Genomic DNA, 21,733 nt, shown 5'->3' on the forward strand with positions numbered 1-21,733 from the left:
GGGGTACCCCTCCCAAGTACATCTAAATAAAAAAACATAAATGAATTAACTGAAATACACTTGACTAATCGTAAGAAATAGACGGAGAGATTCCGCCTATTGACTAGAAAAATGCCAAAAATGGGGGATTTTTCTTTGAATAAGCGGAAAGACTCCGCTTATTTACCCCGAAATGATCTCCCTTTTTGATTTAACCGGAAACTCTCCGCTTATTTTACTTTCGCTGGTTACTTAATAAAAGATAGGAATTCAATTTAAATGGAAGTGACGTTTTTTAAGTTAGCGGGTCCCAATTTTCACCGCCAAAGTCAAAAAAGCCCACGAGAACCGTCCCCACGGTTCTTCCAATTAACCCTCAGCCCATGGCTGCCTAACAGTCTTTACAACTTCCCCAGTACAGATAGCCTTTTCCATCATAAAAGATAGATACTGATCCTGAGAGGCCTCAGCAAGGCTATAAAAACTCGGACCACCCGCTATATAGGCTTTCATTTTCTGTAAGCAGGAAGCGATCGCGATTTCATCATCATAGAGTCTTCCTGGAATAAAAGGATTCCGATACACCCAGTGTTCTCCTGCCATGATTCCTTCAAGGTAGTGCCCTTCTTGGTTTTCCTCTTCTCCTTTGTTTATCCGCTTTAAATCTAAATAAACAGGTGTTGAATAATCCCCCAATACGGTCAATCGGTTATCGAAGATTTCTCCTTTGTCACCACGAACGATGCTGGTCTTTTGTAAAATCATAGATTCCTAACCTACCGTCAAAATCCAACCATGCCAAGTCCCGTTCAGCCAAAATGGTTTTTTCCTCTTTTGGAGGGCCGCTGCGATCTGGGCCAGCCACTATCGGTGCTTCAAATCTCATTCCTCTAATGCTGGCATCCTCGAAACCAATTCCGAGCATTTTCCTCATTAAGCTTACACCATGGTAAAAATGGGAAATCGAAACCATGGCTTGTGTGACATTTCCTAATCTTCCGGAATCTATCAATGATAGTCTTGCTTGCTGGATGGGATGTAGATGATATTGTTCGGCAACTTGTACTTTGGCTCCTCTACACGTAAGTTTCTCATGAAGGGTTACCAAGTCTGCTAGTGATTGAGCGGGAGGAGTTTCTGCTAGTACGGGTATACCGAGTTCGCCCAATTGAAGTAAATAGTCAGGGATGGCGGATCCGCTGACGGAAACTACCACAAAGTCAGGGTTTTCATTTTCCAAGAGTTGAGCCATATTCCGGTATGTAGACACATTCCACTTTTTTTCTAAAAGGTTCCCCTTGTCTTCATCCCTGACCACCATTCCGCATACACGGAATTGTTCGGGAAGAGCCTGGGCAATTCTTAGATAATATTGCGCTCGAAAACTGGCGCCGCCAATAATACTGAATGAAATCATCGTAAATTTCCTCCAAACCTTTTTTGTCAGCCAAATAGTATTGCTTGAAAATTGAAAACGTTTTACCTATACTTAGTTTATATAATGCACAAACAAAGTTCAATGCAAAATGCTCTTTTAGGAATGTATTGTTCTATCATGAGTAGATGGAGGATTGGAAATGAAGAAGAAGGTCGTTGTAACAGGTGGAAGTGGCCTGCTTGGTCGAGAGGTCATCAAAGAGTTTTTGGAACATGGATATGATGTCGTAAATGCGGATATTAAGCATCCGAAAGAAGCACTTTGCAGAACGGTCATCACCGACTTAACGAATCTGGGTGAGGTATATGGGTTATTAGCAGGTGCAGATGCTGTTGTCCATCTAGCAGCGATACCGGTTGCATACTCCCATCCAAACGAAGTGACCTTTGAAAATAATGTTATGTCTACTTATAACATTTTAGAAGCTGCAGGGAATTTAGGGATTAAAAAGGCTGTCATCTCTTCAAGTGAGTCGTCATATGGTATTTGTTTTTCAAAAAAAAATTTAAAACCACAATATGTTCCAATAGATGAGGACCACCCGCAATTACCGGAAGAAAGCTATGGTTTATCCAAGATTGTCAATGAAAAAACAGCTGATATGATCCACCGCAGAACGGGAATGCAGGTCGTATCATTCAGATTAGGAAATGTCATTTCTCCTGAAATGTATCAAAATTTCCCTGGATTCATCCATAATCCTGAACAGCGAAAGACCATTTTGTGGAGTTATATTGATACACGGGATGCGGCGACTGCATATCGATTAGCCATTGAGACAGACGGACTTGGGTATGTTGCCCTTAATATTGGCGCAGATGAAACAAGTATGGATATTGAGAGCAAACAGCTGATGAAAATTTGCTACCCAGACGTAAAAGACTTTAGAAAAGATCTATCAGGCTTTGCGCCGCTGTTAAACAATGAAAAGGCTAAGAAACTTCTAAATTGGAAGCCTATTCATATGTGGCGAAATTATGTAAACCTATAATTCTATCTATTAAATTTTTATATAAGGAGTGACAAAACAATGTTGAATAGTATACAAAGTACAACCACCTTACATAACGGTGTAAAAATGCCATGGCTGGGCTTAGGTGTCTTTAAAGTCGAAGACGGAGCGGAAGTTGTGAATTCAGTAAAAACTGCTCTTGAAGTTGGTTACAGAAGCATTGATACTGCCGCTATTTACGGAAATGAAGAAGGAGTCGGCAAAGCGATTGCTGAATCAACTGTACCTAGAGAAGAACTATTTATAACTACAAAAGTTTGGAACTCCAATCATGGCTATGAAGCTGCGCTTGCAGCTTTTGATGTGAGTTTGGAGAAACTGGGATTAGACTATTTAGACCTTTATTTAATTCACTGGCCACTTCCTTCTCAAGGCAAATTTGTAGAAACATGGAAAGCGCTCGAGAAGCTTTATAAGGATGGACGTGTTCGTGCTATTGGTGTAAGTAACTTTAAAGTTCATCACCTTGAAGAGATCATCGCAAGCTGTGAAATTATACCGATGGTCAATCAGGTAGAATATCATCCAAGATTCAATCAACGAGAATTACACGATTTTTGTAAACGGCACGGCATCCAGCTTGAAGCATGGTCTCCATTAATGCAAGGAGGTCTGCTTGAGGAACCAGCTTTGGTGGAAATGGCAAAAAAATATAATAAATCAACAGCTCAAATCATTATCCGCTGGGATTTACAAACGGGAGTAGTGACAATTCCAAAGTCAGTAAAGCCTCACCGTATTGCTGAAAATGCTGATGTCTTTGATTTTGAACTCTCACAAGAGGATATGGATAAAATCAATGCCCTTAACCAGGACCAACGCATGTTTGCTGATCCTGATGATTTTAATCGAGTATAAAACATGGCGACCGAGGGCGTGACCGTGGGGACGGTTCTCGAGGTCTTTTAGACTTTTGCGGAAAAGATTGGTTCGATTACCGTTCGATTGTCTTTAACATAATAATCCCGAAAGAGATTGGAGTTATCTAGTAAATCGAGAAGTCAGATTTTGACTTCTTTTTCTTATTATATGGGTCAGGAATCTTATATTAAAAGGAATTAAGCGATATTTAATCAATCGATTGTGTAAAAGGGGAAATTGAAGGTATTTGACAAAGAATGCAAAATTAAGGGGAAATGGCTCACTTTTAGGAATTTGGCATATTTTTAAAAAATTAGTCTATCTCCCCTTTCAAAATCACGAAAGAAGGATTCGGAGGAGAGAATCGTATAAAAAAAGAAAAATGGGGATAAAACCTTCCCATTTTTTCATCCCTTATTTAGTAAAGGGCGTTCCTGCAAGTATAGAGCTAAGTCTGGGCAGCCCCTTCAACAATCTCCTTTACAATAATCTTCGATAGCATTTGGCTGTAAACCGTCCCATTATCACCAAAGGCAAAGAGGAAATAGCTATTAGGATATTCTTCGTATCTGCCGATAATTGGAATCCCATCTACCGCCACGGAGCTCCCACCCCCAATGATTAATACATCACAAGATAGGTCTTCTTTCAATGCTGGATATGTTGGAGTATCAGGAAAAGTAGTTGGCCAGTAATAGGTTCCAGACTGTAGATTCATTTATATCGCCCAGTTAATAGTATAATGTTAATATATCGTAAGTGCGAAAAAAAACCTATTGGTTTTCCTAATGGATTTCTATTTTATACCCCTATAATAGTTTAGGTCCTTCCGTATTCTATTAATATGATGATAAAAAACACGAGGGGAATTATATGAATACAATGACCAAGGGAGCCATTGCGATGGTATTAGCGGGTTCTATTACGTTTTCTGTCGCCCACACCTTGTTAGGCGATCAGTCTTCTATCCGATTAGCAGAAGAAAATGCTGGAACTATATCTGGAGACCCAAAAAAAGCGGATATAATTAACCATGCAGAAAAAGAGGTGAAAAATCAAACGCCAGCATCGAAGGGGAAAGACCAAGAAAGGGCTGCTCTAAACGTGGCTTCAAATAATAGTGAAATCAATGTAGCGACCATTCAACAGAATTCGAGCAGCAAGAATAATACAACAACTCCTTCTGATAGGAATATGATAATAACTGCAACTTCTGCTGAGACAACTATAACTTCGACAAGTGTAAAAGGACCGACAACTACAACGACTACACCTACGACGTCGGGATCGGATGCAACAAGTGTATCCACAAAGCCTGAAACAACAAAACCTGCTTCAACACCAACGACAACGGCTCCACCCACAAAGACGGAAACGAACGCAACAAGTACTTCCTCAACGGATACCAACCGTGGCCAACAGGTTTCTCAAGTTGCTAAAGAAAAGGCTGAGAACCGCAGCGATTTAAAAGAAAACAACGGAAAGAATATGTAATTCTTTCAAAAAGGGTCACCAGAAGATGATGATCCTTTTTCTCATAGAAAAGGTCTTCCCCAAATGGGAAGACCTATGTGAGATTCTATTATGCGGATTCTTTAACCTTCGCAATGGAGGTTTCTTGAGCTACATTTCCATTTCGTTTTAGTTTATTCCAACCCACGGTTACCCCCTTTATGGCTGAGAGGATGGATTTTATCACCACATATGTCATTAGCTGTTTGTACAAAATACGTTGCAGAAACAATGAACTTAGTGGTTTTGGACTTTCTTTTTCTAAGCGAAACGCATATAGAGCAGTAAAGAAGTCCAATAAGTAAAAAAGAATAAATCCAATCGCTGCTTTTTCAGGATTTGGACTAAAAAGGGCGATAATGAACAATATATCTGCAATAGGCGAGATGGTTTGATAAAAATATTGGAAAAGCCACATGTTTGGAAGGCCAATAAAGCCTAATGTTTTGTGTTTTTTATTGAATAGAGCCCTACGATGCTTCCATAAGCATTGTAACGTACCATAAACCCACCGGTAGCGCTGCTTTGCCAGACTATTAATATCCTCCGGTGCTTCCGTATAGGCATAGGCCTTTTCTTCAAATTCAATCTTTTTCCCATTACGTAAAAGGGTAAGGGTGATATCGGTATCCTCTGCCAGTGTATCCTCTTGAAAGTATCCTGCTTCTTCTACCGCTGTCTTTTTCCATGCACCGATTGCTCCAGGTACAACCGTGATACAATTGAGTGTGGCAAAGGCCCTTCTCTCTAGATTAAAGCCTGTCACATATTCAATATGCTGCCAGTTCGTAAGGAGATTCCCCTTATTGCCGACCTTTACATTACCTGAAACAGCCGCAACATTTTCATCTTTAAAGTGGCTAACGAGCAATGAGATGGCATTTTCAGCGATGAGTGTATCAGCATCAAGAGCCACCACGATTTCCCCGTTTGCCTCTTTAAAACCAAGGTTAACAGCGGATGATTTACCCCCGTTAGGTTTTTTTATTAATCTGATGAGAGGCTGGTTTTCATACGTTTCTTGAACCACAATAGCCGTATCATCCTTTGATCCATCGTCAATAATCAGTATCTCAAAAGCTGGGTAATCGCTCGATAAAATTGAATCAATTGTTTTGCAAATGACTTTTTCCTCGTTATAAGCCGCAATCACAACACTGACAAAAGGGGTAAATCCAGGATCTACCTTGGTTTCTTTATACCTTTTTACCTGCTTTCTTGAAAGGCATATTAAGATAACCAGCCGCAAGATTCCGATAAGGATAGCGGAGTAGAACAGGAAGCTTAATCCTTCGCGCCAGCCCTGCATGACCATGAACACAGCCTTGTCATAGACCAAATAAGGGTTGTCCTGATCAGTTGCGGGCATGATTTGACTATTACTTTTTCCAATGAGCTCAGCAACGGTGGTAAAAGTATAGCCACGTTTTTTCAGTTCTTTGATAAGAAAAGGAAGGGCTTTTACAGTATTTGAGCGGTCACCGCCGGAATCATGCAGCAAAATGACATTTCCTTCCGGCAGTTGGTCAAGTACCTGATTCACAATCTCCTGACTAGAATGACCTTGCCAGTCCTCAGAATCTATTAATTCTCCGACCATGGTATAACCTAATTTCTGAGCTTGTAACATAGGCAGCAGTTCGCCGCTCGATTTCGGTTCGGCATTGGCCGTATATGGCGGACGGAACAGGGTCGTCGAATGGCCTGTAATACCTTGAAATAAACGCTGATTAGCATTTAGTTCCAAAGTCGTTTGGAATGGTGTGATGGATTCAATATCTGGATGGGTAAAGGTATGGTTGCCAATTTCATGGCCTTCTTTATGCATCCTTTTAACAAGTTCTGGATGCAGCACTGCATTCTCTCCAACGATAAAAAAGGTCCCTTTTATGTGATTCTTGTTCAAAATGTCCAATATTTGTGGTGTATAGGCTGGGTCCGGACCATCATCAAAGGTAAGGACGACTTCCTTATGTTTCGATTTACCATACCGAGCAACCACAAAAGGTTTTGGTAATTTGCTATAGGTTTCGTTTTGAATCAATTCATGTGCATCTAATTGAATGGTCCGTTTTCCATTTTCTGATTGAGAAACTATTTTTAAAATCTCTCCAGCCCCTGTATAATGCACAGTCTCAGGACTGACGATGGTTTTAAGGGCATCGGATGGGTTGTCCATTTCCTTTGGTTTACTAATGAATTTCCAGATAGAAGGGTCTTCGGAACCGAGACGCCAAACTGCAATTCCGCTTGAACCCCTCTCTTTTCCTAACTGCATTTGATTGTAAAATGTCGCAGCATCTAAAAACCATACAGTATGGTTTTTATCGTTTCGTTTGTAGCGTATATAAGGGTTGCCTGCTTGTTTATTCCAATAGATTTGGAGGTTCGTCCCATTTCCCAATTCCATGATATCTTCGAACGGCATTGAATTTGCAGGCTGATTGGAGTCGTCCTCCCAGTCGTAACCGTAGTTTCCCAAACCTAGTATCAATTTTTCGGAAGGAATATGGATCTGGTTTAAACTTTCTATTACCCAATCAGTAGCTGCTACAGGTCCAGGTTTACTCATGGAGTTGTGCTGGTCATATAGCATGACAATCATACGATCTACATTCGTTGCCAGAGAAGCATAGTCATAACTATTGTCATTTGGCGGGACATCCATTGTCACTATGAGACCTTGTTGATGAAATGCTTCATACACCTTATCCATAAAATCAGTGAAATTCGCTGTATCGTTTGGATGAATTTCTTCAAAGTCTATGTTGATACCGTCAAAGTCATTGGTTTTCACATAATCCAACATATTTTGAATAAAAAGATCTTCTGCGCCTTGAGTAGTAAATAACCGGTGTAGAGTCTCGCCATCCCATTTATTATTAATATAGTTATTCACTAATGGAAGAATCTTTATATCATTTGCTTTTGCCTCTGAAATGATAGACTTTTCCGTGCTGGCTTTAAGGGTAAGGTCAGTTGTTAACTGCAGCCACTCCGGAACTAATGTTGTAATAGAATCGCTATTTGTTTTGAAAGAAGTTTTGCTGTTTTCATCCCAATTGACGTAAAAACCATAGACTTCTTGTTTGTTCGCCTTTTGTGTTTTTACTGCATCCGCATTTTCCTGTATAACAGGCGAAGGATTCGTTTTTTGAATCTGGGAAGCAAGCTCTTCTTCAGTGAAACTTGTATTAATCGGCTCGATTGCGCTTTCTGCTGTGCTCTCGTTCAATTGCAACTCAGGAAATACTGGTTTTGTATTTAGGCTTTCAATAAATATGGTCGATACCAACACAATTAAAATCGTAAAGCCTGCGCTCATTCGTTTAATGATGGACCAGCGTCTATTGGCAGGATCAAGAAAAACATGTTCCTGATTCCGTTCCCTTTTTTTTAGACCTAAATTGTAGAACCAGTGGAAGAAAAAATAGCAGACAAGACCAATTAAGCCTCCAAATGCCCCTGATGCAATGACTTGTGAAGATTGTATTTTACTTTTTAAGGTAGAAAATAACCAATAATCTTCTAAAATACTTAAATCCAGGATCGGTAAATGACGAAGGTTGGGAATAAATATCGTCATCAACGTGCCAAGGAATAAGGCGATGATATTAAGTCGAAAGACAAGTGAAAAAGCTAGCAATAATGGAATTCTTAGACTTTCTAAAGGTAAAAAGGCCAGAAAAAAACCAAGTGTACTTGCAACTGCTCCAGCCGTCCCCGTAACAGGTGCAAACAATGATTTAACAATCCACCTAAAAATTCGATCCATTTTAAACGCCCCCCTCTAGATGTAATGGTGAAGAATATTTTAATAGATAAATTAAAAACTATAGGAACGTTAACTGGAAGTTATCCTAGGTGTAGTACATTTTTCGACAAAAAGTGACTAACATAAAAAACTTAGGTAATTGTTTTAAGGTTTTGGGGGTGGATTAAAAAAATTTTAAAATTTTTTTTTGGAAATTTAGGTAAATGGGAGGGAAAATAAAATCCTCATTTATATACTGTACGGTAAACCGTATCATACGTAACACAAATTTACTTTTAGTGAAAGTTTTAAAGAACAATTCACTGTTCTTGACACTTCTTTCAATTGAACAAAACCTTGTATATTTTCGACTTGATGCTAAAGTACCTGTTTATCATTCACATCTGTACTTGAACTTAGGCTCTGTCTGAATATAAAAAGCATTTTTTACTTGAGCACTCCAATTTGCAAAGGCTGATCTCCATTCAGAAGTGTTAATGGGGATGCCATTTATGCCTCTTCGCTTAACTTGCCATACAATCAGAGCAATTCGGATATACCTCGTATGACGACGGAACAGGTTGATGCTTGGCTTGAGTAAAGTGCGAATTATAAAAAGATTATTGCTGAATGGATGGACCAGTACGATGTCGATGCCGTGGTTTATCCAGGCTTTATCAGTGATATGTACAACAATGGAGGTTCTGCAGCTCAATCAAGCTCTGACCGAGGAACCGGGGTATTAACTTCTAATGTCGGTCTACCTACCGTTGTTGTACCAGTTGGGACCAATCCGAATGGATATTCCATTTCTATGCAGCTTGTGGGCCGTGCGTGGACGGATGCTGAGATTCTTGGAATGGGGTACGCGCTTGAGCAGCAGGCAAAAGGGCAACAGTTTACTGCCTTTGCACCTGTACTAAAGTACAGCCCAATCCAACGCCCAAGCCACTCCTATGAAAAAGGACGTCCAAGTCACTCCTACCAAAACGGCAGTTCGAGCAACAGTGTGAAAACTGAGCGCCGTTCTGCGGAGCAGCTGGATCAGTAGGATAATAGGTAATAAAGTCGCTTCCTTTTGGAGGCGGTTTTTACCTGTCTAAGTGGATGTTTTCCGCTTTTAAGTCATCCAGCAATACAATTAGGTTTTGAGGTAGTGAACCGGGTGCCAGGCACCATCCAGAGAATTTCTAGTCGGTTTAAAGGGAATTTATTATCGACAAGATACTTACTAGAAAACTGGTAAAGGTTCTTTTTTTAGATGGGTTTTAGGTACTTTTAATCAAACGTCTAGGTGGTATTTAAAATAGTAGAATTTTATCTGTTTGGGTATTTTACTAGTTTCTATTGTCAGTTCGAAGGAGCAATCAAAAATATTATCACTTTTTTTTCGACAAATTCCACTCCTGAAAACAAGCAAAAACTCTTATAACAAAGGGTTCATTCGCTATTTAATCAAGCGTTTGATTAGTAGAATTCGAGTTAACTAATCGTTTGATTGATTTTCATTACGTGCTGTTAATACTGCGTTTGCATCTTTTTAGCAGGAAGAAAATTGTCGAGAAGATGATTTAGTAGAAACAGGTCATTTTGACTACTATATAGATACAATTGAATGTTTAAAGAACTAAATAACCATGGTAACCATGGGGACGGTTCTGATGGATTTTTTGAATGTATTACCAATTATGAAACTGAGAAAACCGTCCCCGTTGCACAAAAACCCGACTAGTTCCTATCCGCTAGTCGGGCTATTTTCATGCGCAAAACTTCCGATTGTCCCCTTAAGAACCTCCCCGTGATTACTGTTTAGACCGAGAGAACCGTCCCCGTGGAAAGGTTCACGATTTCTTCACATTATACCTAGTTTTTTTGCAAAGAAAGCGTTATAATAAAAATATGAAACATAGTTCCACAATACGGAACGAATTAACAGCCACATAAAAGGAGATGTACACTTTGGATATCAGGTATTCGACACACCCAGATCATGCCAAAACATTTACGACGGAAGACATTCGGAAACATTATTTAATAGAAGAGCTATTTGTACCAGGAGAAACGAAGCTGGTTTATACGATGGAAGAACGTGCGATTGTTGGTGGTATCACTCCGATTGAAGAAAGCATTTCTTTAAAGGGTAATGATCAGATGAAGGCTGAATATTTCCTTGAGAGACGAGAAGTTGGGATTTTCAATGTTGGCGGTGCTGGAAGTATCACGGTTGATGGCGAAACGTATGCGATGGAAAATAAAGATTGTTTGTATATCGGCTTAGGTAAAAGAGAGTTGCTTTTCTCAAGTGAATCAGCAGCAAGCCCTGCGAAATTTTACTTGTACTCTGCTCCAGCTCACAAAGAATATCCGACCCAACACGTGGCATTTAAAGATATTGAAGGTGATCGATTAGGCGCATTAGAAACGGCAAATGATCGTGTAATTCGCAGAATGATTCACAAAGAAGGAATTCAGAGCTGTCAGGTTGTTATGGGGATGACTCAATTAAGTACGGGAAGTGTGTGGAATTCAATGCCAACACATACACATGACCGTAGAAGTGAAGTTTACCTTTACATTGACTTAGATGAAAATGCAAGAATGTTCCATATGATGGGCGAGCCAACACAAACGCGTCATATTGTCATGAAAAATGAGGAAGCGGTGATTTCTCCTCCATGGTCCATTCATTGTGGAGCTGCTACTAGTAATTATACGTTTATCTGGGCGATGGCAGGCGATAATAAAACCTACAACGACATGGATCAAGTAACAATGGACGAATTGAGATAATTTGCATTAACCAGACTACTAAAATAGAAAAATAGAGGTGCTAGATAATGAGTTTACGAGATTTTTCATTAGACTTTTTTAATTTAACAGGTAAGGTTGCAATCGTGACAGGAGGAAATACTGGTCTTGGCCAAGGGTATGCTGTTGCATTAGCAAAAGCAGGTGCAGATCTATTTGTTGTTTCTTACGACACGAACTGGGATGAAACAAGAGAGCTTATCGAAGAAACAGGAAGAAAAGTATATTTCCATCAAGCAGATTTAACAGCTAGAGAAACTTTACAGCAAGTTGTTGATACTTGCCTAAGTGTATATGGAAGAATTGATGTTCTTGTCAATAATGCAGGGACAATCAGACGTAGTCCGTTACTTGAATACAAAGAAGAAGATTGGGATGCGGTTATGGAAATTAACCTAAACTCTGTTTATCTTTTAAGCCAAGCGGTTGCGAAAGTAATGGTCGAGCAAAGAAGCGGAAAAATCATTAATATTTGTTCGATGCTTTCATTCCAAGGTGGTAAATTTGTTCCGCCATATACAGCTAGTAAACATGCGGTTGCGGGTATTACCAAGTCATTTGCGAATGAGTTAGCACAATACAATGTTCAAATCAATGCGATTGCACCGGGCTACGTGGCAACAGCGAATACAGCTCCAATTCGTGCAGATGAAGAGCGTAGTGCAGATATTCTTTCTCGTATTCCAGCTGGCCGTTGGGCTACTCCGGCAGACTACATGGGAGTCGTTGTATTCCTAGCTAGTCAAGCATCTGATTATATGAACGGACATGTTCTTGCAGTTGACGGCGGTTGGTTAGTCCGCTAACACTCAGGTACCACATCGGAAGGGCTGATAACGTTGCTAAAAGGTAAATTAAATGATTTAGTAGAAAGCCAGATTCTTTCTGAAAAAATACAATCTACTTTACTTCTATTAAAAGAACATGACTTTTCAGCATATCCTGCTGGACGTCATGAGCTGGGTGAGGATTTGTTCTTCTTTTTGAACGAATATGAAACGAAAGAAGTAGAAGCTTGCTTTTGGGAAGCTCACCAAGTTTATCTAGACTTTCATTACATTCTAGAAGGTAATGAGAACATCGCAGTCGATCATATCGAACGTCAGCTTGTAAAAGAAGACTACAATGAAGAGAAGGATGCCACCTTTTTTGAAGGGGATGTCCATTCAATTATTACCATGAATCCGGGAGACGTTATGATCTGTCTCCCAGAGGATTCCCATATGGCGGGAATTATCGCTGGCGAGAAACAAAGGGTAAGAAAAGTAGTTCTTAAAGTGAAATTGTAAGCGACAACATACCGAATAATAGATAAAATGAAAACGGTTTTAAGCAAAACATTGTTGTATTCCAGTAAATTAAATATCCTTATGTAGACTTGAGAGGTAGGTATTCAACATGAATATTCTAAAGACAATTAAAAAAATCCCAGGTGGATTAATGTTAGTCCCATTAATTTTAGGAGCACTTGTCCATACGTTTACTCCTGGAGCAGGAGAGTATTTTGGAGGATTTACGAATGGATTGATATCAGGTACAGTTCCAATTTTAGCAGTTTGGTTCTTCTGTATGGGTGCAAGTATCAATATTAAAGCATCAGGTAAGGTTTTACTTAAATCAGGAACACTTGTCGTAACAAAGATAGCGGTTGCATGGGTTGTTGCTGTTATTGTCATGCAATTCCTGCCAGTCGATGGAATACAAACAGGTATATTTGCTGGGTTCTCCGTTCTAGCGCTAGTAGCTGCAATGGATATGACAAATGGTGGTCTTTATGCTTCTATTATGCAACAATATGGTTCAAAAGAAGATGCAGGTGCATTCGTGCTAATGTCGCTTGAATCAGGTCCGTTAGTAACGATGTTGATTTTAGGTAGTACAGGTGTAGCAGTTTTTGAACCACAAGCATTCGTTGGTGCAGTATTACCGTTCCTAATTGGTTTCACTCTTGGTAACCTTGATAAAGATTTACGTGAATTCTTCAGCAGAGCAACAGAAACAATGATTCCATTCTTTGGTTTTGCTTTAGGTAACACAATTGACTTAGCGGTAATTGGAAAGACAGGTCTTAGTGGAATTTTACTAGGTGTTTTGGTTATCATCATTACAGGTGTTCCATTGATGCTAGCTGATAAATTTATTGGAAAAGGTAATGGTACAGCAGGACTTGCTGCTTCTAGTACAGCTGGAGCTGCAGTAGCTAACCCAATGCTTATTGCTGAAATGAAACCGGAATTTCTGACTGCAGCACAATCTGCTACTGCAATGGTGGCAACGGCAGTTATTGTTACTTCCATCGTAGTACCGATTTTGACAGCTTATTATTCTAAATATATGAAAAAGAAAAACGGTGAGTTAGGTAGTACAAAGGGGAAAAAGCTTACGGCTTAACAAACTAGGGGAGACATATCTATGTCTCTCTTTAAATTCAGGGAGGAATTCACATGAGTCGAATTATTACTGTAGGGGAACCGATGGCACTTTTTGTTGCAGAGCAAGAGGGTCCATTAGAAAATGTTAATCGTTTTGATCGTTATGTTGCAGGTGCGGAGGTCAACTTCTCTATCGGGATGTCTCGTTTAGGACATCGGGTTACGTATATTACCAAATTGGGAAGCGATCCATTTGGGAGAAACATTGAAAAATTTCTTCAAAGTAACGAAATTGATACGAGTTATGTAACCTATGATTCTAGTTATTTAACGGGGATGCAGTGGAAGCAAAAGGTGTCAAGCGGTGACCCGGAAGTGTTCTCCGCGCGTAAGAATTCCGCGGCGTCACATATGGATCTTGACACAATCAAAAACCTAAACTGGGATGGCTTCGACCATATTCATTTAACAGGTATCCCACCAGCATTGTCCGCTGGGTGTCGAGAGATGGTCTACGAATTGATGAAAGAGGCACGCGCAAAGGGTGTGCAAATTTCGTATGATCCTAACCTGCGTCCGGGTCTCTGGTCTGATAAACAAGAAATGGCCCGAGTTATTAATGACCTAGCTTGTCATGCCGACATCGTTCTTCCTGGTATTGAAGAAGGGAAGCTGTTAACAGGCAGCGAAGATGTTCATGAGATTGCGGCTCACTATCATGCTGCAGGTGTAAAAACCGTTGTCATTAAGCTTGGGGCAAAAGGTGCATTTACCAGCTCTGAAGGAGAACAATTTTATACGGAGGGTTTCCCTGTAGAGAAGGTTGTCGACACGGTAGGAGCAGGTGATGGCTTCGCTGTTGGTGTAGTTAGCGCCATACTGGAAGGTCTTCCTATCCAGGAGGCTGTTAAACGCGGTGCCGCCATTGGAGCTCTTGCTGTCATGTCACCTGGAGATAATGACGGATTACCTGATCGAGAGAGTTTAGAAGGTTATATGAAAGACTCGAAAGTAGAGCTTTAGTTTCATTGCAAAAGTAAAGGAAACCATTTTTTGTTTTCTTTGCTTTTAGTGTTCTTGTATAAAGGCGTTATTATTTATTGTTGATTTTCGTGTAGGTATGATAGGCGGAGAATTTCCGGCTAATGTATATAGAGGGAGCTAAAGAAGCAGATATAGGCGGAGATATTCCGGTTAACTGCTCTAAATAAGACAAAATCCAAGGATATGGACAATATAAGCGGAAAAACTCCCCTTATTATTAGGGAAATATGGGTATTTCCCGATTTAACCGGAATTTTTCCGTTTATTTTTCAAATCAACATTCAGTTATAGTAGAGCCTTTATAAAAAAAGGTATTCTCGGAAGGGAGAATACCACTTGTCATTAGGAACCAGAGTACCCTAGGTTCCTTGAAATTGCTAGACTATACTGTTTCATTTTTTCAATTAATGAAGTGTTGATCAATTCCATCGTTACACGATTACTTGGGCCTGAAATACTAAAGCTTGCAATGATTTTTCCTTTATGATCATAGATTGGTGCAGCAATACACCTTAAAACTTCTTCATTCTCGGAATTATCTAATGCATAACCTTGTTGCTTAACCAATTCAATTTCTTTTAAAAAGGCTTCTTTTGAGGTGATCGTGTACGGGGTCTTTGGAATAAACTCCGTTTTTGAAATCACTTGATCAACATGCTCTGGAGTAGCGCCTGAAAGTAATACTTTTCCAACACCTGTACAATACATGGGAGCTCTGCTTCCAATGCGGGAATACATTCGGATGGTCTGATTGCTTTCAATTTTATCAATATAAATCACTTCTCCGTGATCTTCTATGCATAAGTGAACGGTTTCGTTGACTTCTTGTGATAGTTTCTCGAGATAAGGTTTTGCTATCGTCACAATACTTGAGTTATTTAATAGATTCCTTGAAAGAAAGAGGACCTGTAATCCGAGTTTATATTTGTCTGTTTCTTCATCTTTTACAACATAATTCATACTTACTAACGTAGCTAACAGACGATGAATTGTACTTTTTGTTAGACTAACCTGCTCTGTCAGACGTGCAATTTGAATGCCATCTGGGTACTCAGAAAGCTTGTTTAATATGGTTAGGGCACGTTCAATTGATTGGACATTAGACATGACAATCTACCTCTTTTATTGGGGATAATTAAATGATATTCTTTTAATATGTTCTTTATTATGGAACATCATTCTACTATATGATACGTTAATTATAGGCTATTTGTAAAATTGATAATTTATTAATGTAAATTTTTTTTGAGGAAAAGAAGGGGTGGACATGATGAAAAAATTAACTAATTTATCGAAACTGACAGAATGTGGAGTTGTCGCTGTTGTAAGGGCAGATTCAAAGGAAGAGGCCGTTAAGATTTCTGAAGCCTGCGTAGAAGGCGGTATTAAAGGAATTGAGGTTACCTTTACTGTGCAGGGAGCTGATGAAGTAATTAAAGAATTAGCTTCTGTATATAAGGATAATGGGGATGTTGTAATTGGGGCAGGAACAGTTCTTGATGCCACAACAGCCAGAATTGCGATTCTAGCAGGAGCGGAGTTCGTTGTTAGTCCTGCCTTTGATGAGGAAACCGCAAAGCTATGTAACCTCTATCAAGTGCCATATATGCCAGGCTGCATGACAATTACGGAAATCAAACAAGCACTAGAAGCTGGAGTTGATATCGTTAAATTGTTCCCTGGCAATGCATTTGGTCCAGACTTTGTAAAATCCCTTAAAGCACCACTTCCACAAGTGAACATCATGCCAACCGGTGGAGTAGACTTAAACAACGTAGAACAATGGATCAAAAACGGATGTGTCGCAGTAGGAGTAGGCGGCAACCTAATAGCACCAGCCAAAACAGGAGAATACAACAAAATCACCGAATATGCAAAACAGTATATTGCTAAGGTCCAGGCTGCTAGAGAGGCTTAAAGAAAAGGGGGACGGTTCTCGCGGTCCACTTTTGGTGGTCAGTGGGGACGTTCTCGTGGATTAAATTTAGTAATAAGTAACGAGGAGGAACTAATATGATGCCAACGAGTTTAAAGGACACTGTTACCTTACATAATGGAGTGAAAATGCCGTGGATGGGATTAGGCGTTTTTAAAGTAACCGACGGGGAAGAGGTTATCGAGTCTGTAAAGGCTGCAATAAGAAATGGATACATTAGTATCGACACCGCCTCTTTTTATAAGAACGAAGAAGGTGTTGGACAAGCCATTAGAGAATCTGGTGTTCCCCGTGAAGAATTGTTTATTACTACAAAGGTTTGGAATGCCGATCAAGGTTATGAATCAACCTTACAAGCCTTCGAAACAAGTCTCGATAAACTTGGGCTTGATTACTTGGATCTTTATTTAATTCACTGGCCAGGGAAAGATAAGTACAAAGAGACATGGAAGGCCTTTGAAGAGCTTTATAAACAGGGGCGTGTGCGTGCCATTGGCGTCTGCAACTTCCAGGTTCACCACTTAGAGGATTTAATCGCTTCTGCCGAAATTAAACCGATGGTCAACCAGGTAGAGTTCCACCCGCATTTAACACAAAAAGAGCTTCTAACCTATTGTAAAGCTGAAGGGATTCAACTTGAAGCATGGTCACCATTGAAACAAGGTCAACTTCTAAATCATCCTGTTCTTGAAGATATTGCTCAAAAATACAATAAATCTGTTGCACAAGTTATCTTGCGCTGGGATCTTCAACATGGGGTTGTTACGATTCCAAAGTCTGTTAAAGAACAACGAATTATTGATAACGCAAATGTTTTTGATTTTGAATTATCCGCAGAAGATATGGAAAAAATTGATGGACTAAATGAAGACAGTCGTGCTGGATCACATCCGGATACAATGAGCGTTGGTTTTTAATGAAAAGAAGCACGGGGACCGTTGTAGCGGTTCTCGTGCTTCTTTTTTTATGTACTAGAATTGATTGGCCCTGTTGTCTTATTGATTCAGAATAAACTGTTCCAAAGCATAGGAGACCCCATTTTCAGAATTGGAAAGTGTTACTGCTTTGCAAAGTTGTTTCACTGCTGGGTCTGCATTCCCCATGGCGATTGATAGTCCAGCTGCTTGAAGCATGGGGATGTCATTAAAGCTGTCTCCCATTGCCACGGTATCTTCCATAGCAATACCGTAATATTCTGCCATGATTTTCAGTGCGTTTCCTTTATTTCCATCCTTGTCCATCACTTCGATGTTCATTGCACCTGAAGAAGTGGCGGCAGCTCCGGAAACATTGCTAAGGTAAGCAGCCAACTCTGACTTTTTCTGTTGATTTAAAGTAAGGATAAAGAATTTTTGAACTTTCAAGTCTTCTCTGCCAAACAATTCGTTATAATCATGAAAATACTTAATTAAATCAGACTGCTGTGGCTGTTCTGTAATCCTTCTAAAGATTTCATCTGAGAGGCCTTCCACTTTTATGGTATCCCCTTGTAGGTCAGTGTGCACTCGCTCCGACCAGTCATCAGGTACAAAGATTCCCTGATTGGTATAGATACGATAGGGAGCCCTCACGTCATCTAATTTTTTTGCGATTTGCATGATATTATTCCGACTCATAGAAACGCTACCTAATAATTTTCCTTCAGCTTGAACAACCGTTCCGTTGCTTCCTGCCAAGGGGCAAGAAAGCTGATATTTGTTAAGGATTTCTTGAATATCTTCAGGGGCACGTCCAGAGCATATCATTACGATATGTCCCTGACTTTGTGCCTTTCGTATAGCCTGCACATTTTCCTGAGTAATGTAAGTATGTTGGGATAGTAGAGTACCGTCCAAATCAATCGCAATTAGTTTCATATCTGTCACTCCTCATTGAAAAGTCCTTCACGACCACTACTTGGAATGGTCTTGATTCACTATGTATCGTACCCGAGGTATACAGTAGTATATTGTTTTTATTGGTTCTCGGTAAAGAAGTAATGCTTGACCACTTAAAAGCAGTCAAGCATTACTATAGCATATAATCGACTTGTTTATTTGTATTGATAATGAATATGATTGCAGTTGGATAACATCTATTGGTTGCAACTCTTAAATAGTAGCTCCAATAATTAGCTGATTTTCTTTAAAGCACTTACATTTTGTGATTCGCTAGTTCCTGTTTTTTTTACAAGAATATACGTAATGGCGAACGAAGTACCGATTGCAATCGCAATTCCAATTAATGCATATGGGAAGTATGGTCCAACATAAGCCACTAAACTCACAATACTTGAAAGGATATAACCATAAATTCTAACTCCCATTGTAGCAAAGAATGTGGAAGCTACTGCACTACCAATTGTACATGCGATAAACGCTTTCTTATTTTTAATTAGTACACCGAATAAAGCTGGTTCTGTAATCCCTAGAAGAGCAGAAACACTTGCTGAAAGAGCAATCGTTTTTTCTGTTTTGCTTTTCGCTTTGAAAAACATCGCAAAGGTTGCACCTGCAATGGCCATGTTTGTCATAAACATCATAGGCATTAGCATATCAAAGCCTTTATCGGCGAAGTTTTGAAGCGCAATTGGAGTGATCGCGTGGTGCACACCGAATACAATTTCAATTGGTCTTGTTGCACCCATCACAACTCCCGCTAAGATAGGAGAAATATTAAACAATCCTTCAACCATAGCCGCGATTCCTTTTCCTACATAACTTCCTAGTGGTCCAGAAACGATTAACGCAAAAGGAATAGCAATAAATAAAGTTAATGTAGGGGTAAATACAGTTCTCAACACGTTAGGCATATATTTATCTACCCATTTGTGAATATAGCTTAATGCCCAAACAGACAAAATGACAGGAATAACATTACCGGCATAATTTATGACTGGTACCGGTAAACCAAGAAAATGAAATTGACTAATTTCGCCCAATTTTGCCGCATCATTTAAGGTTGGATACATAAAGCCGGCTGCAATCGCAATGGCAAGATATTGATTGGTTTTAAAAATTTTCCCTGCGGAAGCCGCTAGGAAGAATGGTAAGAAATAAAAGACGCTGCTGGCTACCAAGTCTAAGATTTTTACAGTTTCAGTGTCCGCTGATAATACTTTTAATGCAATCAGACCAGCGATAAGCCCTTTAAGCATCCCGGCACCAGCAATCGCAGGAACGATTGGTCCGAATGTACCTGACACAACATCAAATAGTCTTCCGAAGAATCCTTTTTTCTTATCACTTTCTTGCTCGTTTTCTTGCTCTCCGTCGATCCCTAGTTCATCGGTTAAAACGGTATAATACTTTTGTACATTTGTACCAACGATGATTTGATATTGATCGCTTTGAAGTTGCTCTCCGATAACTCCCTGCAATTGTTTCACTTTATCGTGTTCGATTAAAGATTGATCATATAAATCAAAACGCAGCCTGGTCATACAATGCCAAGCTTTTTTAATGTTGTCTCTACCACCGACATAATCGATGATTTTTAGTACCGTATCTTTTTCTTTCACGTTCATTCATCCCCTTATATACATTATTTATAAACTTCCCTAAATAATCGATACTAAATTGCAATTCGAATTGACACGCCAATAATAGCATAATAAAAAACACTTTGAAAACGGTTTAAAAAAACCAAAAAATAAGAAAAACCTTGTCATACCAAGGTTTCTCCGCTATGATTTTTAAAAATTGGTACGGAAAATTGCTTGAATAAAACGACTTGCCATACCAAATTGACGCTGGTGTTTTTACTGTGTTTTAATTTAGATAATAAATTGCTTCGATTTGACATAGTGCAATTTACAAAGAGAGGAAGAATCACAGTTGGAACCGACAATTATAACAGATATAAAATCATTTGTGACTAATCCGCATAGACATAATCTTATTGTAGTTAAAATAGAAACGAATAAAGGTATTTATGGATATGGTTGTGCAACTTTTCAGCAACGTCCTTTAGCTGTACAAACCATTATAGATGAATATTTAAAACCTCTATTACTTAATCGTGATGCGAACAATATTGAAGACATATGGCAAGTCATGATGGTTAATTCTTATTGGAGAAATGGCCCGGTGTTGAATAACGCTATTGCTGGTGTGGACATGGCTTTATGGGATATCAAAGCCAAATTGGCAGATATGCCTCTTTATCAATTACTTGGAGGAAAGTCCAAAAACGCAATCGCAGCTTATACGCATGCCGATGGATTAACACTCGAAGAACTTTTTGCTAATGTGGATAAGTTGATCAAGAGGGGATTCCGCCATATTCGATGTCAATTAGGTTTGTATGGCGGCAAAAATCACAATATGCACTTAACAAAAGGTTTAAGTGAGGGAGAATACTTTGACCAAGACATCTATATGAGAGATGTCGTGGCGATGTTTAAGGCATTACGTGAAAGATACGGCTATGAAATTCATTTTCTTCATGATGTTCATGAAAGACTGTTTCCTAACCAAGCACTTCAATTGGCCAAAGATCTTGAACCCTATAAGCTTTTCTTTTTAGAAGATATTTTACCTCCTGATCAGAATGAGTGGTTATCTCAATTACGAGCACAATGTACGACACCTATCGCGACAGGGGAATTATTTAATAATCCAACTGAGTGGAGAAATCTGATTGTCAATCGTCAAATCGATTTCATTCGGTGCCATGTTTCACAAATCGGAGGAATTACACCTGCACTTAAACTAGCTGCACTTTGTGAGAATTTTGGTGTTCGAATTGCTTGGCATGGTCCATCTGATATGACTCCAATAGGGGTCGCTGTCAATACGCACTTAAATATTCATCTTCATAATGCAGCCATTCAAGAGATTCAAGAACCAGATGAAAATACGAAGAAAATGTTCCCTAGCTCTGTTGAGGTAGTGGATGGATATATTTATCCTATTGAAAGAGTGGGTATCGGCGTGGAATTTAATGAAGACATGGCCAAAGAATATCCGGTTATTTATCGTAAACATGAATGGACCCAATCACGTATTCCAAATGGCACTATCCACACACCCTAAGA

At 39.4% G+C, this 21,733-nt stretch carries 18 protein-coding genes and 1 pseudogene; 12 read left to right on the top strand and 7 right to left on the bottom strand.

The features are described from left to right. Positions 1-348: 348 nt before the first annotated feature. Positions 349-744 (bottom strand): hypothetical protein, encoded by a 396-nt coding sequence (locus tag F4694_RS32780; RefSeq protein ID WP_306458533.1) that lies wholly within the window; start codon positions 742-744, stop codon positions 349-351. Beyond that, positions 710-1,396 (bottom strand): Gfo/Idh/MocA family protein, encoded by a 687-nt coding sequence (locus F4694_RS25280; protein ID WP_306458534.1) that lies wholly within the window; start codon positions 1,394-1,396, stop codon positions 710-712. Before F4694_RS25280 ends, F4694_RS32780 begins: the two co-directional genes overlap by 35 nt. A gap of 160 nt (positions 1,397-1,556) precedes the next feature. Between F4694_RS25280 and F4694_RS25285 the strand changes: the two genes are divergently transcribed. Then, the gene (locus F4694_RS25285; protein WP_179602691.1) at positions 1,557-2,408 is read left to right on the top strand and encodes an NAD-dependent epimerase/dehydratase family protein; all 852 of its coding nucleotides are present in this window, start codon (positions 1,557-1,559) and stop codon (positions 2,406-2,408) included. 39 nt (positions 2,409-2,447) lie between these two features. After that, positions 2,448-3,287 (top strand): aldo/keto reductase, encoded by an 840-nt coding sequence (locus tag F4694_RS25290; RefSeq protein ID WP_179602692.1) that lies wholly within the window; start codon positions 2,448-2,450, stop codon positions 3,285-3,287. 598 nt (positions 3,288-3,885) lie between these two features. Here the strand turns inward: F4694_RS25290 and F4694_RS33030 are convergent. Continuing rightward, positions 3,886-4,008: pseudogene (locus F4694_RS33030) on the bottom strand (NAD(P)/FAD-dependent oxidoreductase); the annotation flags it as partial. 155 nt (positions 4,009-4,163) lie between these two features. Here F4694_RS33030 and F4694_RS25300 point away from each other — a divergent pair. Then, a complete protein-coding gene (locus F4694_RS25300) occupies positions 4,164-4,784 on the top strand; it encodes a hypothetical protein (RefSeq protein ID WP_179602693.1) in 621 nt (206 codons plus the stop codon). Between the two features lie 88 nt (positions 4,785-4,872). Here F4694_RS25300 and F4694_RS25305 read toward each other — a convergent pair whose 3' ends face one another. Beyond that, positions 4,873-8,577 carry a polysaccharide deacetylase family protein gene (locus F4694_RS25305; protein ID WP_218895837.1) on the bottom strand — a complete coding sequence of 1,235 codons (3,705 nt, stop codon included), beginning with the start codon at positions 8,575-8,577 and terminating at the stop codon, positions 4,873-4,875. A 613-nt stretch (positions 8,578-9,190) separates the two neighbouring features. Between F4694_RS25305 and F4694_RS25310 the strand changes: the two genes are divergently transcribed. The 6 genes from F4694_RS25310 to F4694_RS25335 all read left to right on the top strand — a co-directional run bounded on the left by F4694_RS25310 (position 9,191) and on the right by F4694_RS25335 (position 14,759). After that, positions 9,191-9,607 carry an amidase family protein gene (locus tag F4694_RS25310; RefSeq protein ID WP_218895838.1) on the top strand — a complete coding sequence of 139 codons (417 nt, stop codon included), beginning with the start codon at positions 9,191-9,193 and terminating at the stop codon, positions 9,605-9,607. A gap of 908 nt (positions 9,608-10,515) precedes the next feature. Beyond that, positions 10,516-11,346 carry a 5-dehydro-4-deoxy-D-glucuronate isomerase gene (gene kduI / locus F4694_RS25315; protein WP_179602694.1) on the top strand — a complete coding sequence of 277 codons (831 nt, stop codon included), beginning with the start codon at positions 10,516-10,518 and terminating at the stop codon, positions 11,344-11,346. Between the two features lie 47 nt (positions 11,347-11,393). Then, complete coding sequence (kduD, locus tag F4694_RS25320; protein ID WP_179602695.1) at positions 11,394-12,170, top strand: 2-dehydro-3-deoxy-D-gluconate 5-dehydrogenase KduD; 777 nt, start codon at positions 11,394-11,396, stop codon at positions 12,168-12,170. Between the two features lie 33 nt (positions 12,171-12,203). Next, a complete protein-coding gene (locus tag F4694_RS25325) occupies positions 12,204-12,653 on the top strand; it encodes a YhcH/YjgK/YiaL family protein (protein ID WP_179602696.1) in 450 nt (149 codons plus the stop codon). Positions 12,654-12,762: 109 nt separating this feature from the next. Continuing rightward, positions 12,763-13,755, top strand: a complete 993-nt coding sequence (gene kdgT / locus F4694_RS25330; RefSeq protein ID WP_179602697.1) for a 2-keto-3-deoxygluconate transporter — start codon at positions 12,763-12,765, stop codon at positions 13,753-13,755. A gap of 53 nt (positions 13,756-13,808) precedes the next feature. Further along, positions 13,809-14,759, top strand: a complete 951-nt coding sequence (locus tag F4694_RS25335) for a sugar kinase (RefSeq protein WP_179602698.1) — start codon at positions 13,809-13,811, stop codon at positions 14,757-14,759. Positions 14,760-15,122: 363 nt separating this feature from the next. On the opposite strand, the gene F4694_RS25340 is transcribed toward F4694_RS25335, so the two are convergent. Then, positions 15,123-15,887: an IclR family transcriptional regulator gene (locus F4694_RS25340; RefSeq protein WP_179602699.1), complete on the bottom strand. Its 765-nt coding sequence runs from the start codon at positions 15,885-15,887 to the stop codon at positions 15,123-15,125. A gap of 163 nt (positions 15,888-16,050) precedes the next feature. Between F4694_RS25340 and F4694_RS25345 the strand changes: the two genes are divergently transcribed. Continuing rightward, entirely contained in the window at positions 16,051-16,698 is a 648-nt protein-coding gene (locus F4694_RS25345; protein ID WP_179602700.1) for a bifunctional 4-hydroxy-2-oxoglutarate aldolase/2-dehydro-3-deoxy-phosphogluconate aldolase, read from the top strand. A 98-nt stretch (positions 16,699-16,796) separates the two neighbouring features. Beyond that, positions 16,797-17,633, top strand: a complete 837-nt coding sequence (locus tag F4694_RS25350) for an aldo/keto reductase (protein ID WP_179602827.1) — start codon at positions 16,797-16,799, stop codon at positions 17,631-17,633. A gap of 78 nt (positions 17,634-17,711) precedes the next feature. Here F4694_RS25350 and F4694_RS25355 read toward each other — a convergent pair whose 3' ends face one another. Next, complete coding sequence (locus F4694_RS25355) at positions 17,712-18,572, bottom strand: Cof-type HAD-IIB family hydrolase (RefSeq protein ID WP_179602701.1); 861 nt, start codon at positions 18,570-18,572, stop codon at positions 17,712-17,714. 254 nt (positions 18,573-18,826) lie between these two features. Then, positions 18,827-20,215, bottom strand: a complete 1,389-nt coding sequence (locus F4694_RS25360) for a PTS transporter subunit EIIC (protein WP_307307263.1) — start codon at positions 20,213-20,215, stop codon at positions 18,827-18,829. A gap of 316 nt (positions 20,216-20,531) precedes the next feature. Here F4694_RS25360 and F4694_RS25365 point away from each other — a divergent pair, with 316 nt between their 5' ends. Continuing rightward, positions 20,532-21,731, top strand: coding sequence for an enolase C-terminal domain-like protein (locus F4694_RS25365; RefSeq protein ID WP_179602703.1), 1,200 nt, complete (start codon positions 20,532-20,534; stop codon positions 21,729-21,731). Positions 21,732-21,733 lie beyond the last annotated feature (2 nt).

The organism is Neobacillus driksii, assembly GCF_013409995.1.
GTDB lineage: Bacteria > Bacillota > Bacilli > Bacillales > Cytobacillaceae > Neobacillus > Neobacillus driksii.

What these genes read in the sequence shown, in the direction of transcription:
- F4694_RS32780 (WP_306458533.1), bottom strand. Translation starts at nt 744, where the DNA reads ATGATTTTACAAAAGACCAGCATCGTTCGTGGTGACAAAGGAGAAATC.
- F4694_RS25280 (WP_306458534.1), bottom strand. Translation starts at nt 1,396, where the DNA reads ATGATTTCATTCAGTATTATTGGCGGCGCCAGTTTTCGAGCGCAATAT.
- F4694_RS25285 (WP_179602691.1), top strand. Translation starts at nt 1,557, where the DNA reads ATGAAGAAGAAGGTCGTTGTAACAGGTGGAAGTGGCCTGCTTGGTCGA.
- F4694_RS25290 (WP_179602692.1), top strand. Translation starts at nt 2,448, where the DNA reads ATGTTGAATAGTATACAAAGTACAACCACCTTACATAACGGTGTAAAA.
- F4694_RS25300 (WP_179602693.1), top strand. Translation starts at nt 4,164, where the DNA reads ATGAATACAATGACCAAGGGAGCCATTGCGATGGTATTAGCGGGTTCT.
- F4694_RS25305 (WP_218895837.1), bottom strand. Translation starts at nt 8,577, where the DNA reads ATGGATCGAATTTTTAGGTGGATTGTTAAATCATTGTTTGCACCTGTT.
- F4694_RS25310 (WP_218895838.1), top strand. Translation starts at nt 9,191, where the DNA reads ATGGACCAGTACGATGTCGATGCCGTGGTTTATCCAGGCTTTATCAGT.
- kduD (WP_179602695.1), top strand. Translation starts at nt 11,394, where the DNA reads ATGAGTTTACGAGATTTTTCATTAGACTTTTTTAATTTAACAGGTAAG.
- kdgT (WP_179602697.1), top strand. Translation starts at nt 12,763, where the DNA reads ATGAATATTCTAAAGACAATTAAAAAAATCCCAGGTGGATTAATGTTA.
- F4694_RS25335 (WP_179602698.1), top strand. Translation starts at nt 13,809, where the DNA reads ATGAGTCGAATTATTACTGTAGGGGAACCGATGGCACTTTTTGTTGCA.
- F4694_RS25340 (WP_179602699.1), bottom strand. Translation starts at nt 15,887, where the DNA reads ATGTCTAATGTCCAATCAATTGAACGTGCCCTAACCATATTAAACAAG.
- F4694_RS25345 (WP_179602700.1), top strand. Translation starts at nt 16,051, where the DNA reads ATGAAAAAATTAACTAATTTATCGAAACTGACAGAATGTGGAGTTGTC.
- F4694_RS25350 (WP_179602827.1), top strand. Translation starts at nt 16,797, where the DNA reads ATGCCAACGAGTTTAAAGGACACTGTTACCTTACATAATGGAGTGAAA.
- F4694_RS25355 (WP_179602701.1), bottom strand. Translation starts at nt 18,572, where the DNA reads ATGAAACTAATTGCGATTGATTTGGACGGTACTCTACTATCCCAACAT.